Annotated in this window: 12 protein-coding genes; 8 read left to right on the forward strand and 4 right to left on the reverse strand. The window is 68.5% G+C overall.

Going from position 1 to position 13,331, the window contains the following annotated elements; translation table 11 throughout:
* Positions 1-176 precede the first annotated feature (176 nt).
* The 3 genes from dnaK to dapB all read left to right on the forward strand — a co-directional run bounded on the left by dnaK (position 177) and on the right by dapB (position 4,255).
* The gene (gene dnaK / locus ACEQZY_RS16240; RefSeq protein WP_341703108.1) at positions 177-2,105 is read left to right on the forward strand and encodes a molecular chaperone DnaK; all 1,929 of its coding nucleotides are present in this window, start codon (positions 177-179) and stop codon (positions 2,103-2,105) included.
* 72 nt (positions 2,106-2,177) lie between these two features.
* Positions 2,178-3,338 carry a molecular chaperone DnaJ gene (gene dnaJ, locus ACEQZY_RS16245; protein WP_341703107.1) on the forward strand — a complete coding sequence of 387 codons (1,161 nt, stop codon included), beginning with the start codon at positions 2,178-2,180 and terminating at the stop codon, positions 3,336-3,338.
* 98 nt (positions 3,339-3,436) lie between these two features.
* A complete protein-coding gene (gene dapB / locus ACEQZY_RS16250; protein ID WP_341703106.1) occupies positions 3,437-4,255 on the forward strand; it encodes a 4-hydroxy-tetrahydrodipicolinate reductase in 819 nt (272 codons plus the stop codon).
* A gap of 3 nt (positions 4,256-4,258) precedes the next feature.
* Here the strand turns inward: dapB and ACEQZY_RS16255 are convergent, their stop codons facing one another.
* On the reverse strand, positions 4,259-4,765 hold the full coding sequence (locus tag ACEQZY_RS16255; protein ID WP_370155795.1) for a DUF2244 domain-containing protein: 507 nt from the start codon (positions 4,763-4,765) through the stop codon (positions 4,259-4,261).
* Positions 4,766-4,872: 107 nt separating this feature from the next.
* Here ACEQZY_RS16255 and ACEQZY_RS16260 point away from each other — a divergent pair, with 107 nt between their 5' ends.
* The 4 genes from ACEQZY_RS16260 to ACEQZY_RS16275 all read left to right on the forward strand — a co-directional run bounded on the left by ACEQZY_RS16260 (position 4,873) and on the right by ACEQZY_RS16275 (position 8,597).
* Positions 4,873-6,111, forward strand: a complete 1,239-nt coding sequence (locus ACEQZY_RS16260) for a threonine ammonia-lyase (protein ID WP_341703104.1) — start codon at positions 4,873-4,875, stop codon at positions 6,109-6,111.
* Positions 6,112-6,191: 80 nt separating this feature from the next.
* Positions 6,192-6,953, forward strand: a complete 762-nt coding sequence (locus ACEQZY_RS16265) for an SDR family oxidoreductase (protein ID WP_341703103.1) — start codon at positions 6,192-6,194, stop codon at positions 6,951-6,953.
* 18 nt (positions 6,954-6,971) lie between these two features.
* Complete coding sequence (locus ACEQZY_RS16270; RefSeq protein ID WP_341703102.1) at positions 6,972-7,784, forward strand: alpha/beta fold hydrolase; 813 nt, start codon at positions 6,972-6,974, stop codon at positions 7,782-7,784.
* A gap of 33 nt (positions 7,785-7,817) precedes the next feature.
* Positions 7,818-8,597 carry a GMP synthase gene (locus ACEQZY_RS16275; RefSeq protein WP_370155799.1) on the forward strand — a complete coding sequence of 260 codons (780 nt, stop codon included), beginning with the start codon at positions 7,818-7,820 and terminating at the stop codon, positions 8,595-8,597.
* On the opposite strand, the gene ACEQZY_RS16280 is transcribed toward ACEQZY_RS16275, so the two are convergent.
* Positions 8,517-9,935, reverse strand: coding sequence for an RsmB/NOP family class I SAM-dependent RNA methyltransferase (locus ACEQZY_RS16280; RefSeq protein ID WP_370155801.1), 1,419 nt, complete (start codon positions 9,933-9,935; stop codon positions 8,517-8,519). The genes ACEQZY_RS16275 and ACEQZY_RS16280 overlap by 81 nt on opposite strands.
* Positions 9,936-10,281: 346 nt before the next feature.
* Between ACEQZY_RS16280 and ACEQZY_RS16285 the strand changes: the two genes are divergently transcribed.
* On the forward strand, positions 10,282-11,655 hold the full coding sequence (locus ACEQZY_RS16285; protein ID WP_370155803.1) for a hypothetical protein: 1,374 nt from the start codon (positions 10,282-10,284) through the stop codon (positions 11,653-11,655).
* On the opposite strand, the gene ACEQZY_RS16290 is transcribed toward ACEQZY_RS16285, so the two are convergent.
* Positions 11,639-12,436 carry a putative DNA-binding domain-containing protein gene (locus ACEQZY_RS16290; protein WP_370155805.1) on the reverse strand — a complete coding sequence of 266 codons (798 nt, stop codon included), beginning with the start codon at positions 12,434-12,436 and terminating at the stop codon, positions 11,639-11,641. The genes ACEQZY_RS16285 and ACEQZY_RS16290 overlap by 17 nt on opposite strands.
* A complete protein-coding gene (locus tag ACEQZY_RS16295; RefSeq protein ID WP_370155807.1) occupies positions 12,433-13,320 on the reverse strand; it encodes a DUF692 domain-containing protein in 888 nt (295 codons plus the stop codon). The genes ACEQZY_RS16290 and ACEQZY_RS16295 overlap by 4 nt, the downstream gene beginning before the upstream one ends.
* Positions 13,321-13,331: the final 11 nt, after the last annotated feature.

The raw sequence follows: 13,331 nt of genomic DNA on the forward strand, positions 1-13,331 counted from the left end.
TGCCCCGCAGGGCCCCGAATCGCCGTTTCCGGCCCGTTTCGGGGACATTTTTTCGCCACACCTGTTGCGGGACGGCACCCGCCCTCTTACATAGCCCGCGAGCGTAATGATCTGGGGTCCCGTGCGGCGCTTGACCGACAAGGCCGCCCCGGACCGCCGCAAAAAGGAGCGACAACATGGCCAAAGTCATCGGTATCGACCTCGGCACCACCAATTCCTGCATCGCCATCATGGATGGCAAGACCCCCAAGGTCATCGAGAACGCCGAAGGCGCGCGCACCACGCCGTCGATGGTGGCTTTCACTAAGGATGGCGAGCGTCTGGTCGGCCAGCCGGCCAAGCGCCAGGCGGTGACCAATCCGGAAAATACCCTGTTCGCCGTGAAGCGCCTGATCGGCCGCGCCTTCAGCGACGATGCAACCCGCCGTTTCACCGAGATGGTCCCCTACAAGGTGGCCAAGGGCGATAACGGCGATGCCTGGGTGGAAGTCCAGGACAAGAAGTACAGCCCCAGCCAGGTCTCGGCCTTCATCCTGCAGAAGATGAAGGAAACCGCCGAGAGCTTCCTCGGCGAGACGGTCACCCAGGCCGTGATCACCGTGCCGGCCTATTTCAACGATGCCCAGCGCCAGGCGACGAAAGACGCCGGCCGCATCGCCGGCCTCGAAGTGCTGCGCATCATCAACGAGCCGACCGCGGCGGCGCTGGCCTATGGTCTCGACAAGACCAGCGACGGCAAGAAGATCGCCGTCTATGACCTTGGCGGCGGCACCTTCGACATCTCGATCCTCGAGATCGGCGACGGTGTCTTCGAGGTGCGTTCGACCAACGGCGACACCTTCCTCGGCGGCGAGGATTTCGACCTGCGCCTGGTCGACTATTTCGCCACCGAGTTCAAGAAAGAGCAGGGCATCGACCTGCGCAGCGACCGGCTGGCGCTGCAGCGCCTGAAGGAAGCTGCCGAGAAGGCGAAGATCGAACTGTCCTCGTCGACGCAGACCGAGATCAACCTGCCCTTCATCACCGCCGATGCCTCGGGTCCGAAGCATCTGGTGATGAAGCTGACCCGCGCCAAGCTGGAGGCCCTGGTCGACGACCTGGTCCAGCGCACCGTCGAGCCCTGCAAGAAGGCGCTGAAGGATGCCGGCCTGTCGGCTGGCGACATCGACGAGGTGGTACTGGTCGGCGGCATGACCCGCATGCCGAAGGTGATCGAGACGGTGAAGACCCTGTTCGGCCGCGAACCGCACAAGGGCGTCAATCCGGACGAGGTGGTCGCCATCGGCGCCGCCATCCAGGCCGGCGTGCTGCAGGGCGACGTCAAGGACGTGCTGCTGCTGGACGTTACCCCGCTGAGCCTCGGCATCGAGACGCTGGGCGGCGTGTTCACCAAACTGATCGAGCGCAACACCACGATCCCGACCAAGAAGAGCCAGGTCTTCTCCACCGCCGAGGACAACCAGAATGCGGTGACGATCCGGGTCTTCCAGGGCGAGCGCGAGATGGCGTCGGACAACAAGCTGCTCGGCCAGTTCGACCTGGTCGGCATCCCGCCGGCGCCGCGCGGCGTGCCGCAGGTGGAAGTGACCTTCGACATCGACGCCAACGGCATCGTGCATGTCTCGGCCAAGGACAAGGGTACCGGCAAGGAGCAGCAGATCCGCATCCAGGCTTCCGGTGGCCTGTCGGAAGACGACATCAAGAAGATGGTGCAGGAAGCCGAAGCCCATGCCGCCGAGGACAAGAAGCGGCGTGAGGCCGTCGAGGCCAGGAACCAGGCCGAGGCGCTGATCCATGCCACCGAGAAGACCATCGCCGATCTTGGCGACAAGGCCCCGGCGGCCGACAAGGCCGAGGTCGAGGCCGGCATTGCCGACCTGCGCAAGGCGATCGAGGCCAATGACGTCGAGGCGATCAAGGCCAAGAGCCAGGCACTCAGCCAGACCGCGATGAAACTGGGCGAGGCCCTGTACAAGGCCCAGGCCGAGCAGGGCGAGGCCGGCGGCGAACAGCCGGCCGGCGGTGCCCAGGGCGGCGCCAAGCCCGATGACGGCATCGTCGATGCCGATTTCGAGGAAGTGAAGGACGACAAGAAGAAGTCGTAAAGCCGACAACCCGGCAACCGGGCGCCGCCCTCCAGCGGCGCCCGGTTCTGCTTCGGACAGGAAGTCCCGCTGATGTCGACCAAACGCGACTATTACGAAACTCTCGGGGTGCAGCGCGGCGCCAGCGCGGAAGAGCTGAAAAAAGCCTACCGCAAGCTGGCCATGCAGCATCACCCGGACCGCAACCCCGGCGATGCCGCAGCCGAGGCCAAATTCAAGGAACTGAACGAAGCCTACGACGTCCTCAAGGACGACCAGAAGCGCGCTGCCTACGACCAGTACGGCCATGCCGCCTTCGAGGGCGGCCGCGGCGGACCCGGCGGCCCGGGCGGAGCCGGCTTCGACTTCACGTCTTTTTCCGACATTTTCGACGACCTGTTCGGCGAGTTCATGGGCGGCGGGCGCGGCGGCCCCGGCGGACGCGGCAGTGCCAATCGCGGTTCCGACCTGCGCTACAATCTCGAAATCTCGCTGGAGGACTGCTTCCGCGGCCGGAATGTCAAAATCCGCGTGCCGACCTCGATCGCCTGCGAAGCCTGCGACGGCTCGGGCGCCGAGGCCGGTGCCAAGCCCATCACCTGCCCGACCTGCAAAGGCCATGGCAAGGTGCGGGCACAGCAGGGCTTTTTCACCATCGAACGTGGCTGCCCGACCTGCGGCGGCGCCGGCCAGGTGATCGAGAAGCCGTGCAAGGTCTGTGGCGGTGCCGGCCGCGTGCACAAGGAAAAGACGCTGGAAGTGGATATCCCGCCCGGTGTCGACGAAGGCAACCGCATCCGCCTGGCTGGCGAGGGCGAAGCCGGCATCCGCGGCGGTCATCCCGGCGATCTCTATGTCTTCCTCAGCGTGCAGCCGCACCGGCTGTTCCGTCGCGAGGGCCAGCACCTGCATTGCCGCGTGCCGGTCTCGATGACCACGGCGGCGCTGGGCGGACAGATCGACGTGCCGACGCTGGACGGCAGCAAGTCGCGGGTGACCATCCCCGCCGGCACCCAGACCGGCAAGCAGTTCCGCCTGCGCGGCAAGGGCATGCCGTCGCTGCAGCAATCGGGCTTCGGCTCCGGTCCCGGCGATCTCTACATCCAGGTGATGGTCGAGACTCCGGTGAAGCTGAACAAACGCCAGCGCGAACTGCTGGAGGAATTCGCCACCCTGGAAGACGAGGAGTCGAGCCCGGAAAGCTCCGGCTTCTTCGCCAGGGTGAAGGAGATGCTCGGCGGCAAGACCGAGTAATCCCGGCCGGCCGGAACAAGTGACGACGGGGGCGGCCTCCTGCTAGAGTGCCGCCCTCTTTCTGTTTCGGCCCGCCTTAATTCCCGGAGTTCCCGATCATGTCCGCAACCCGCATCGGCATCGTTGGCATCGGCGGCCGCATGGGCCTCGCCATGGCACGCGAGATTGCGGCCACCAGGGGCGCCGCGGTGCTTGGCGGCGGCAGCGAGCGGCCCGGCTCGGCCCTTCTGGGCCAGGATCCCGGCCTGCTGGCCGGCACCGGTGCCACCGGCCTGAAGATCACCGACGACGCAGCCACCCTGTTCGCCAGCGTCGATGCCGTGCTCGACTTCTCGGTGCCGGCCGCGCTGGCCGGGCATGCCGCGCTGGCGGCGAAAACCGGCACGGCTTATGTGGTCGGCATCACCGGGCTGGAGCCGGAGCATTTCGAGACCCTGCATGCCGCCGCGAAAAGCTGCGCCATCGTGCAGAGCTTCAACATGAGCCTCGGCGTCAACATCCTGGCCGGCCTGACCCGCCAGGTGGCGGCGGCTCTGGGCGAGGACTGGGATATCGAGATCGTCGAGATGCATCACCGGATGAAGGTGGATGCGCCGTCCGGCACCGCGATTCTTCTCGGCGAACAGGCCGCACAGGGCCGTGGCGTGAAACTGGACGGCGTGGCCGATCGTGGCCGCGACGGCATCACCGGCGCCCGCAAGGCCGGCCATATCGGTTTCGCCGCCCTGCGCGGCGGCAATGTGGCCGGCGAGCACACGGTGATGTTCGCGGCCGACAACGAGCGGATCGAACTGACCCACAAGGCCACCGACCGCAGCATCTTCGCCCGCGGCGCCGTGCGCGCGGCGATCTGGGCCCATGGCAAGCCGGCCGGGCTCTATGACATGAATGACGTGCTGGGACTGGCGAAAGGCTGACGCCTAGGCGCGGTCGAGCGGCCGCAGCCCGGCGCCCTCCGGCTGGCGCCAGCGCCACAATGCCTCGCACAGGGCCGCGGCCAGGGTGCGGCGCTCCTGCGGGCTGAGGAAATCGCCCACTGCCAGCATCCGGCCATGGCTCCACAGCCGCAGGCGGGCGCTGTCGTCTTCCTCGCTGCATTCCACCCGCAGCCAGTATGGCTGCATCCGCCAGCTTTTCTCGCGGCCCTGCATGTCGATCCGACGCAGGGTCAGGGCATCGGCATCCAGCCGCAGATACTCGCGGGCCCGCGCCTGCCGGTAGCTGTAGCGGAAGGCCAGCCACAGCAGCAGCACATCAAGGCCGCAGAAGCCGAAAACCGGCCAGGCGCCCAGCGCCCAGAAAGCCGCCCCGGCAGAAAAATTCACCGCGGCGAAGAATCCCATCAGGATGACGAAACCGCGCGGCCCCAGCGAGCGATGGGGCCTCAGCTCGGCAGCAAAAACGGGTCGGGGCGGCAGCGGGTCCATGGCCCGAGACTAGCCCCCGGCACGGCCCCGGCCAAGCCCGGCGGTTGACTTGCCCGGCTGCCCGCCGTACCGCTTGGCAGACCATTGTTTTTCAGGGAGTTGCCGTCATGTCCAGCCCGGCCGAGGCCGCCGCACCGGCGATCACGCTGGCCGATATCGAGGCCGCCGCCGGCCGCATCCGCGGCGCCGTGGCCGAGACTCCCTGCCTGCAATCCTACACCCTGTCGAAACTGACCGGCGCCCGGCTCTGGCTGAAATTCGAGAATCACCAGTTCACGGCCAGCTTCAAGGAACGCGGCGCGCTGAATAAGCTGCTGCAGCTGTCCGACGACGAACGCAGGCGCGGCGTGATCGCCATGTCGGCCGGCAACCACGCCCAGGGCGTTGCCTATCATGCCGGGCGGCTCGGCATTCCGGCCACCATTGTGATGCCGAAGATCACGCCCTTCGTGAAGGTGCGCCATGTCCGTGCGCTGGGCGCCAAAGTCGTGATCGAGGGCGACACCCTGGTCGAGGCTGCCAGCAAGGCCCATGCCCTGGCCGCCGAGCATGGCTACGTCTTCGTGCATCCCTATGACGATCCGGCGATCATGGCCGGCCAGGGCACGCTGGCGCTGGAAATGCTGGCGCAGGTGCCGCAGCTCGATGATCTGGTGATCCCGGTCGGCGGCGGCGGGCTGATCGCCGGCATGGCAGTGGCGGCCAAGGCGCTGAAGCCCGACCTGCGCATCTACGGCGTCGAGAGCGAATTGTATACGGCGATGTACCAGCAGATGCACGGCCTGCCGGTCAGCGTCGGCGGCATCTCGATTGCCGAGGGTATCAGCGTGCGCGATATCGGCGGCGCCAATCTCGATCTCGCACGCCGGCTGGTCGAGGATGTTCTGATCGCCCGCGAGGCGGATATCGAACGCGCCATCGTTGCCCTGGTCGAAATCGAGAAGACGGTCTGCGAGGGTGCCGGTGCCGCCGGCCTTGCCGCGCTGATGGCCGATCCGGAGCGTTTCAGGGATCGCCATGTCGGCATCGTGCTGTCGGGCGGCAATATCGATACCCGCCTGCTGGCCAGCGTGCTGATGCGCGGCCTGGTGCGCGACGGCCGGCTGGCCCGCATCATCGTGATGACCGACGATGCCCCGGGCCGTCTGGCCAAGGCTTCCGGCATCATCGGCGCGACGGGCGTGAATATCGTCGAGGTGGTGCACCAGCGGCTGTTCACCCTGGCCTCCGCCAAGGCCACCGAGATCGAATTCGTGATCGAAGCCCGCGACCGCGAACATATCACGGAACTGCTGCAGGCACTGGCCGAGGGCGGCCTCGCCGCCCGGGTGGAGGAGCCGGACTAGGCAACCCTTGACCCCGCGGCAGGTTTGCCCCCGCTGCGGCCACCGGCTATCCTGCCGCCAAAAGCAGGAGGAACGCACAGATGGACCGTGTTGCCGGCAAAGTCGCCCTGATCACCGGCGGGGCCTCGGGCCTCGGCAAGGCCACCGCCATCCTGATGGCGAAGGAAGGCGCCCGGGTCGCCATCGCCGACCGCAATCTCGACGGTGCCCGCGCAGTCGCCGAGGAAATCGGCAAAGCCGCCATCGCCGTCAGCCTTGACGTCACCAGCGAACAGCAGTGGATCGCCGCACTCGACGTGACCGAGGCCGCCTTCGGCAAGCTGAACGTGATGGTCCATTCGGCCGGTGTCGGCGTGCTGAAGAGTGTCGAGGATATCAGCGTCGAGGAATGGCATTTCGTGCATAACGTGAACCTGCACGGCCCCTTCCTCGGCATCAAGCATGGCCTGCCGCGCATGCGTGCCCATGCGCCGGGCTCGATCGTCATCATCTCGTCGGTTTCCGGGATTATCGCCGGCCACAACATGTCGGCCTACAACACCTCGAAGGCCGGGGCCCGCATGCTGGCCAAGACCACGGCCCTGCACTGCGCCAAGCGCAAATACAACATCCGCTGCAACTCGGTGCATCCGACCTTCATCGACACACCGATGGTGCAGGAGATGATCTATGCCGGCGGCGATCCGGCGGAACGCCGCGCCAAGCTGGCCGCCCAAGTGCCACTCGGCGTGCTGGGCGAGCCCAACGACGTGGCAACCTGCATCCTCTATCTCGCATCCGACGAGTCGAAATTCGTCACCGGCGCCGAATTCGTCATCGACGGCGGCATCACCGCGCAATAGCGGAAGGCAGGACGACCCATGGCAGAGATCGCGGTCAACGGCACCCGCCTCTTCTACGAGGATACCGGCCCCGGCAGCACCGGGCAGACCATCCTGTTCAGTCATGGCCTGCTGTGGGATACCGAGCTGTTCGCGCCCCAGCTGGCGCATCTGCGCGGCCGCTACCGCGTCATCGCCTATGACCATCGCGGTCAGGGCCGCAGCGCTGACGATGCCGCGGCCAGTATCTCGATGGAAACCGTGTATGCGGATGCCGTTGCCCTGATCGAGGCACTCGGGGCCGGCCCGGTGCATTTCGCCGGCCTGTCCATGGGCGGCTTCGTCGCCATGCGGCTTGGCGCCCGCCGACCCGATCTGGTGCGGTCGCTGATCCTGATGGAAACCTCGGCCGACCCGGAACCGGCCGAGAACGTGCCGAAATACCGCAAGCTCAACTTCGTCGCCCGCTGGCTCGGGCTCGGTCTGGTGGCGGCCAAGGTGATGCCGATCATGTTCAGCCGGGATTTCCTGACCGACCCGTCGCGGGCGGCGCAGCGCGCGCACTGGCAGCGCAAACTCACCGGTAACCGGCGCAGCATCTGGCGCGCCGTCAATGGTGTGATCGACCGCGCCGGGGTTTACGACGAGCTCGGGCGCGTTACATGTCCCGTGCTGGTGCTGGTCGGCGACCAGGATGTCGCCACGGTGCCCGCGAAATCCGAGCGCATCCACGCGGCGATCCCGCAATCCCGTCTGGTCAGGATCGCCAAAGCCGGGCATAGTTCCAGCATCGAACAGCCGGCAGCGGTGAATGCCGCGCTGGACGACTTTCTCGGGAGCCTGCCCGCGTAAGACAGGCTCCGCAGCCAGGAGTCTTCGCTGCCGATGTACCAGGGACCGCTGCAGGATGACGGGATTCCCCAGCCCGCGATCCTCATCATCGTCCATCAGGAAAGTTCCGATCCCGGCCGTATCGGCGAGCAGCTGCGGGCCCGCGGTTTCCATCTCGACATCCGCCGGCCCTGTCTTGGCCAGGACCTGCCGGACACGCTGGAGCATCATGCCGGCTGCGTGATCTTCGGCGGCCCGATGAGCGCCAACGACGATCATCTCGACTTCATCCGGCAGGAGATCGACTTCATCCCGCAGGTGCTGGACAGCGGCACGCCGTTCCTCGGCGTCTGCCTCGGCGCCCAGCTGCTGGCCCGCGCCGGCGGTGCGAAGGTTGCCCCCCACGAAGCCGGCTGGCACGAGATCGGCTATTATCCGGTGAAGCCGACCAGGCAGGGCCGCGACCTGATCCCCGATCCGCTGCATATCTTCCAGTGGCATGGCGAGGGTTTCGAGCTGCCGCGCGGCGCCGTGCGACTGGCCTCGACCGGCTGGTATCCGAACCAGGCCATGCGCGTCGGCGCCAACGCCTATGGCCTGCAGTTCCATCCGGAAGTGACCGGCGCGATGATGCAGCGCTGGAGCACCATGGCTGGTCACCGCCTTGCCCTGCCCGGCGCCCAGGCCCGCGACCGCATGCGCGAAGCCTATGCCCGGCATGATGCCGGCATTGGCGCCTGGCTCGACGGTTTCCTAGGCCGCTGGCTGGGCGCTGCGGACCAGGATGGCGGCAAAGAAGCCGTCGGTGCCATGGCGGCCGGGCGACAGGCTTAAATAGGGTCCCGGCACCGGACAGGCGCCGCCGACCGTCTGCGGCCAGACTTCCGTGACCGACAGCACCGAGAAATCCGGATGCCGCTGCAGGAAGGCTTCCGCCTGCTGCTCGTTTTCCTCGCGCAGCACCGAGCAGGTCACGTAGACCAGCCGACCGCCCGGCTTCACCAGCTTGGCAGCCCTGTCGAGAATCTCCGCCTGCCGTGGCACCAGTTCTTCCAGATCCCGCGGCGTCAGCCGCCATTTCGCATCCGGCTTGCGCCGCCAGGTGCCGGTACCGGTGCAGGGCGCATCGACCAGAACGCGGTCGACCTGCGCCGCATGGCGCTTCAGCCATTTCGGTTCCAGTTCGCGGCATTCGGCATTGTGCACGCCGGCCCGGCGCAGCCGTAGCTTTGCCTGCGCCAGGCGGCCGGCACTGACATCCATCGCCACCAGCCGGCCGGCATTCTTCATCGCCGCCGCCAGCACCAGCGTCTTGCCGCCGGCACCGGCGCAGAAGTCGGCGACGAACCTGCAGCCGGCGGCATCCACCAGCTGGGCGGCAAGCTGCGAGCCCTCGTCCTGCGGCTCGACCAGCCCGGCGCCATGGGCCCGGGTGTTGTTCACATAGGCCAGCGGCGACAGCCGCAGGCCGAGCGGCGAGAACGGCGTCGGCTGACTACGCAGTTCCTCCTCGGCCAGGGCTGCTGCGGCGGCGTCGCGCGTCGTTTTCAGCGGATTGATCCGCACATCCAGCGGTGCCGGCCGCAGCATGGCGGCCAGTTCCATTGCCAGGTCGCCGCCGAAGCGGGCCTCCAGATAGGGCAGAATCCAGTCCGGCACGCTGTAGCGCGCCGCCGGCGGCATATGCGGATGTTCCAGCGTATGCCCCTCCAGCCGCTGCAGCAGTGCTGCCGCCGCCGTCTCGTCTTCCCCGAACAGGGGCAGCAGGCCCTTCGCCTTGGCGCCGCCGGACAGAATGCGCAGGGCGGCAACGCGCAGGCGGCTGTCGGGTTCCAGCCCGCTCGGATGGTCGGCGCTGCCGGCAAGCCACCAGTCCAGCCGGCCCTGCAGGCGCAGCACATCCTCGCTGATCTGCATGATCGCGGTGCGCTCGGCCGGTTCGAAGCGGCGATGGTGCTGGCGCATCCAGCTGTGGCGGATGCGGTCGGCCGGCTCGCCGGAACCGGCAATGGCATCGAGCAGCGCCACCGTCGCCTCGGCCACCTTGCGGCTGCTGCCCGGCCGCAGCGGCGGCCGGCGTTCGGGACGCGCCTCGCGCCGGCTTTCATGCCGGTCGTCGCGCGGGCTGCGGTCCCGGGCCGGCTTGCCGCCGGCGGCTTTGCCGGCCGGCATGCGGGGACCGGGCTTGCTGTGGTCGGGCTTGCTGTGGCCTGACTTGCTGTAGCCTGGCTTGCTGGGACCCGGCTTGCGGGAATCGCCGGATTTCCGGTGATCCGGGCGGCGGGGCGGTTTGTCGGTGGGCGGGCGGCGGGACACGGCGGCACTCGGCTTCGGAGGGGGCCCGGTCAGGGGGCGGGAAAGCTGGCCCACTCATAGGCCCCGCAACCCCGGCAGGCAAGGCCGGGCAGACCCGCCGGGGGCAGGCCGCCATTCAGCTCCCCGTTCAGGGCCCTCGTTCAGGCCCCCGTTCACGTGCCTGTGACGCAGGGGCCGCCTGGGGCCGGCCTAGACTGCCGCCATGCGCAAACCCGGCCCGGTCCTGCTTGCCGCCCTGCTCTGCAGCCCCCTGCCTGGCGCGCCTCTGTCCGCCAGCCCGGTCCGGACCTGCCATTACGACATCCACCTGCATGATCCGGCCGCCCTGATCCTCGACGTGGCCGCGCGCTGCGACGGCGATGGCCCGGTCGCCTTCGACCGGCCCGGCGGCCGCGGCCTCGCCGCCGCGCTGGAACGGTTCGAGCCGGGCGGGGACGGCCGCAGCGTGACCTACCGCTTCCGGCTCGGCGACCTTGCCGATCTGGCCCAGCGCGCCGATACCGGCCAGCGCATCGGCGCGGCGGTGATCTCGCCCGTCGCCGTCTGGCTCGGCGCGCCGGATCTCGCCGATGCCGCCATCACTCTGTCGGTCACCGCCGCGGACGGTCTCGGCTTTGCCACCGGCCTGCCGCTGCGGGATGGCCGCCTGCACATGCGGGTGGCCGATATCCGCTTCGGCGGCTTCGCCGTATTCGGCCGGTTCGGGCGCCGGACCCTGCCAGTGCCGGGGCCAGTACCGGGGCCAGTATCGGTGCCGGGCGATGCACGCATCGAGGTGATCGGCTTTCCCGGCCAGCTCGACCTCGATGATGCCGTCATCGACCGCTGGATCACCGACAGCGCGCAGGCGGTGTCCGACTATTTCGGCCGCTTCCCGCTGCGCCATACCCTGGTGCTGGCCAGCCCGGTGCCGGGCCGCAGCGGCGTGGTGTTCGGCCAGGTGCGCGGCGGTGGCGGCGGCACCATGCTGCTGCGCATCGGCCAGCATGCGACCCGGCAACAGCTTTACGACGACTGGATCCTGGTGCACGAGATGATCCATCTGGGCGCACCCTTCATCACCGGGCGGTCGTCGTGGCTGATGGAGGGCATGGCCACCTATGCCGAGCCGGTGATCCGCAGCCGGGCCGGCTGGCAGGACGCGACGCGGCTGTGGCATGAATTCGCCAGCCAGATGCCGCGCGGCGTCGAGGCGCTGACAGTCGAGAGCCTCGATGCCGTTTCCCGGCGCGGGGTCTACTGGGGCGGCGCCATCTTCATGCTGCTGGCCGATCTCGACATCCGCGAGCGCAGCGGCGGCCGGGCCTCGCTCGAAACCTGCTTCCGCGCCGTGCTCGATGCCGGTGGCGACACCACCGTCCGCTGGCCGCGTGCCGACTTCCTGCAGGTCTGCGACGCGGGCACCGGCACCGGCACGATGGCGCGGCTGGCCGCCCGCTACGTGACCCGGGCGGCGCCGCTCGATCTGGAAGCGCTATGGCGCGATCTCGGGGTGAAGGCCACCGCCGACGGCGTCGATTTCGACGATGCGGCGCCGCTGGCCCCGCTGCGCCGGGCGATCACCGCAGGCCACTGATCCAGCCGGCATCGACCCACACCCGCAGCAGCCCTGCCGCCCGCGGTGCCGCGCCTTCCGCCCCTGCATGCGCGGCCAGCAGGTCGCAGAGGGCGCCGAAGCTGCCGCCATCCTGCACGGCCTGCAGGGCGGCCGCCTCGTCGGGGTCGAGCAGGCGGAACCGCACGCCATGCTCGCCACGCCAGATCGCCCAGTTCCGTTCCGCGGCCAGCAGCGGGCCGGGCGGCGGCGGCAGGACCGCCGCGTCGTCCAGGTCGCGCACGGCCAGCCACCAGTCGGCCACGGCATGCAACAGCGCCAGCTGGCGCAGGGCCGGCTGCAGGATGAAACCGAGACCGGCCCAGTCGGCAGCCGGCACCTGTGCCAGCGCATCCACCGCCAGCGCCGGCGCATCGGCCGCATCGAAGGCCAGGCCGATCGCCCATTCGAACCGCGCCATGGCTGCCAGCGCGGGTGCAGCCTGCCAGGGCTGCCGCCCGGCGGCGATGTCCGGCAGGACGCCGCCATACCAGCGGATATTCGGCGAAGCCGAGCGATGCGCGTCGATGCAGGCATAGGCCAGGCCCGCGAAAGCCGCATCGCCCATCAGCCGCCGCAGCACCGGATAGTCGTTGCACAGGGTCTCGTGCAGGCGTTCGCGATAGGCATGGCGGTAGACATCCATGCGCGCCGCCGCATCGATGCCGGGCGCCACCCTCACCAGTGGCTGCGCCGCGCTGCCATCGGCATCGCGCAGCAGATAGCGGGCGAAATCCGCCTGCAGGTCAGCCAGCGCCGTCATGCGGCCTCCGCCGGCAGGGCCGCGGCCGCCACCTGCCGCACACGGCCAAGTTCGTCGAGCAGTTCGGCGAAAGGCGGAAAATTGTCGTCACGCTCGATCATGGTCGAAACCGGCCCGAAGCGCCGCAATGCGCGGCCATATAGGTCGAAGACCGCATCGGCCACCGGCGCGTCATGGGTATCGACGATCAGGTCTCCCTGGTCGCTGTGGCCGGCCAGATGGATCTGCGCCACACGGTCTGCCGGGATCGCGGCAAGGAAGGCATCGGCGTCGAAGCCGTGGTTGCGCGCACTGACATAGACGTTGTTCACATCCAGCAGCAGCAGGCAGTCGGCCTCCTCGCAGAGCGCGGCCAGGAAATCCCATTCGGTCATGGCGGAACTCTGCCATTCCACATAGGAAGAGACATTCTCGAGCAGGATGCGCCGACCCAGCATGTCCTGCACCTGGCGGACCCGGCCGGCGACATGGCGCAGGGTCGCCTCGCTGAAGGGAACCGGCAGCAGGTCGTGCAGCTGCACGCCGCCATGGCGGCTCCAGCAGAGATGGTCGGAAATCCATTGCGGCCGCACCCGGGCAGCCAGCGCCTTCACCCGGGCGAGATAGTCGCGGTCGAGCGGATCGCTGCCGCCGATCGACAGCGAAACGCCGTGCAGCACCACCGGCCAGCGCTCGGCGATGCGGTCAAGCTGGCGCAGGGGCGGCCCGCCATCGACCAGGTAATTCTCGGTGACGGCCTCGAACCAGTCGACCGGCACGTCGCCATCGAGGATGTCGGGGTAGTATTGCGGCCGCAGGCCGAGGCCGAATCCCAGCCGCGGCAGGCCGTTGGGCAGCCGCTTCGGGGCCGGATGATGCAGGGCCCGATGATGCAGGGTCGTCATGGTGCTGACAG

This window comes from Ferrovibrio sp. (assembly GCF_964218355.1).
In the GTDB taxonomy this organism is placed as follows: domain Bacteria; phylum Pseudomonadota; class Alphaproteobacteria; order Ferrovibrionales; family Ferrovibrionaceae; genus Ferrovibrio.

Bases quoted from the DNA above. Each gene is read 5' to 3' on its own strand.
- dapB (WP_341703106.1), top strand. From the start codon at position 3,437: ATGTCCGCAACCCGCATCGGCATCGTTGGCATCGGCGGCCGCATGGGC.
- ACEQZY_RS16285 (WP_370155803.1), top strand. From the start codon at position 10,282: ATGCGCAAACCCGGCCCGGTCCTGCTTGCCGCCCTGCTCTGCAGCCCC.
- ACEQZY_RS16295 (WP_370155807.1), bottom strand. From the start codon at position 13,320: ATGACGACCCTGCATCATCGGGCCCTGCATCATCCGGCCCCGAAGCGG.
- ACEQZY_RS16270 (WP_341703102.1), top strand. From the start codon at position 6,972: ATGGCAGAGATCGCGGTCAACGGCACCCGCCTCTTCTACGAGGATACC.
- ACEQZY_RS16290 (WP_370155805.1), bottom strand. From the start codon at position 12,436: ATGACGGCGCTGGCTGACCTGCAGGCGGATTTCGCCCGCTATCTGCTG.
- ACEQZY_RS16260 (WP_341703104.1), top strand. From the start codon at position 4,873: ATGTCCAGCCCGGCCGAGGCCGCCGCACCGGCGATCACGCTGGCCGAT.
- dnaJ (WP_341703107.1), top strand. From the start codon at position 2,178: ATGTCGACCAAACGCGACTATTACGAAACTCTCGGGGTGCAGCGCGGC.
- ACEQZY_RS16265 (WP_341703103.1), top strand. From the start codon at position 6,192: ATGGACCGTGTTGCCGGCAAAGTCGCCCTGATCACCGGCGGGGCCTCG.
- ACEQZY_RS16280 (WP_370155801.1), bottom strand. From the start codon at position 9,935: ATGCCGGCCGGCAAAGCCGCCGGCGGCAAGCCGGCCCGGGACCGCAGC.
- ACEQZY_RS16255 (WP_370155795.1), bottom strand. From the start codon at position 4,765: ATGGACCCGCTGCCGCCCCGACCCGTTTTTGCTGCCGAGCTGAGGCCC.
- ACEQZY_RS16275 (WP_370155799.1), top strand. From the start codon at position 7,818: ATGTACCAGGGACCGCTGCAGGATGACGGGATTCCCCAGCCCGCGATC.
- dnaK (WP_341703108.1), top strand. From the start codon at position 177: ATGGCCAAAGTCATCGGTATCGACCTCGGCACCACCAATTCCTGCATC.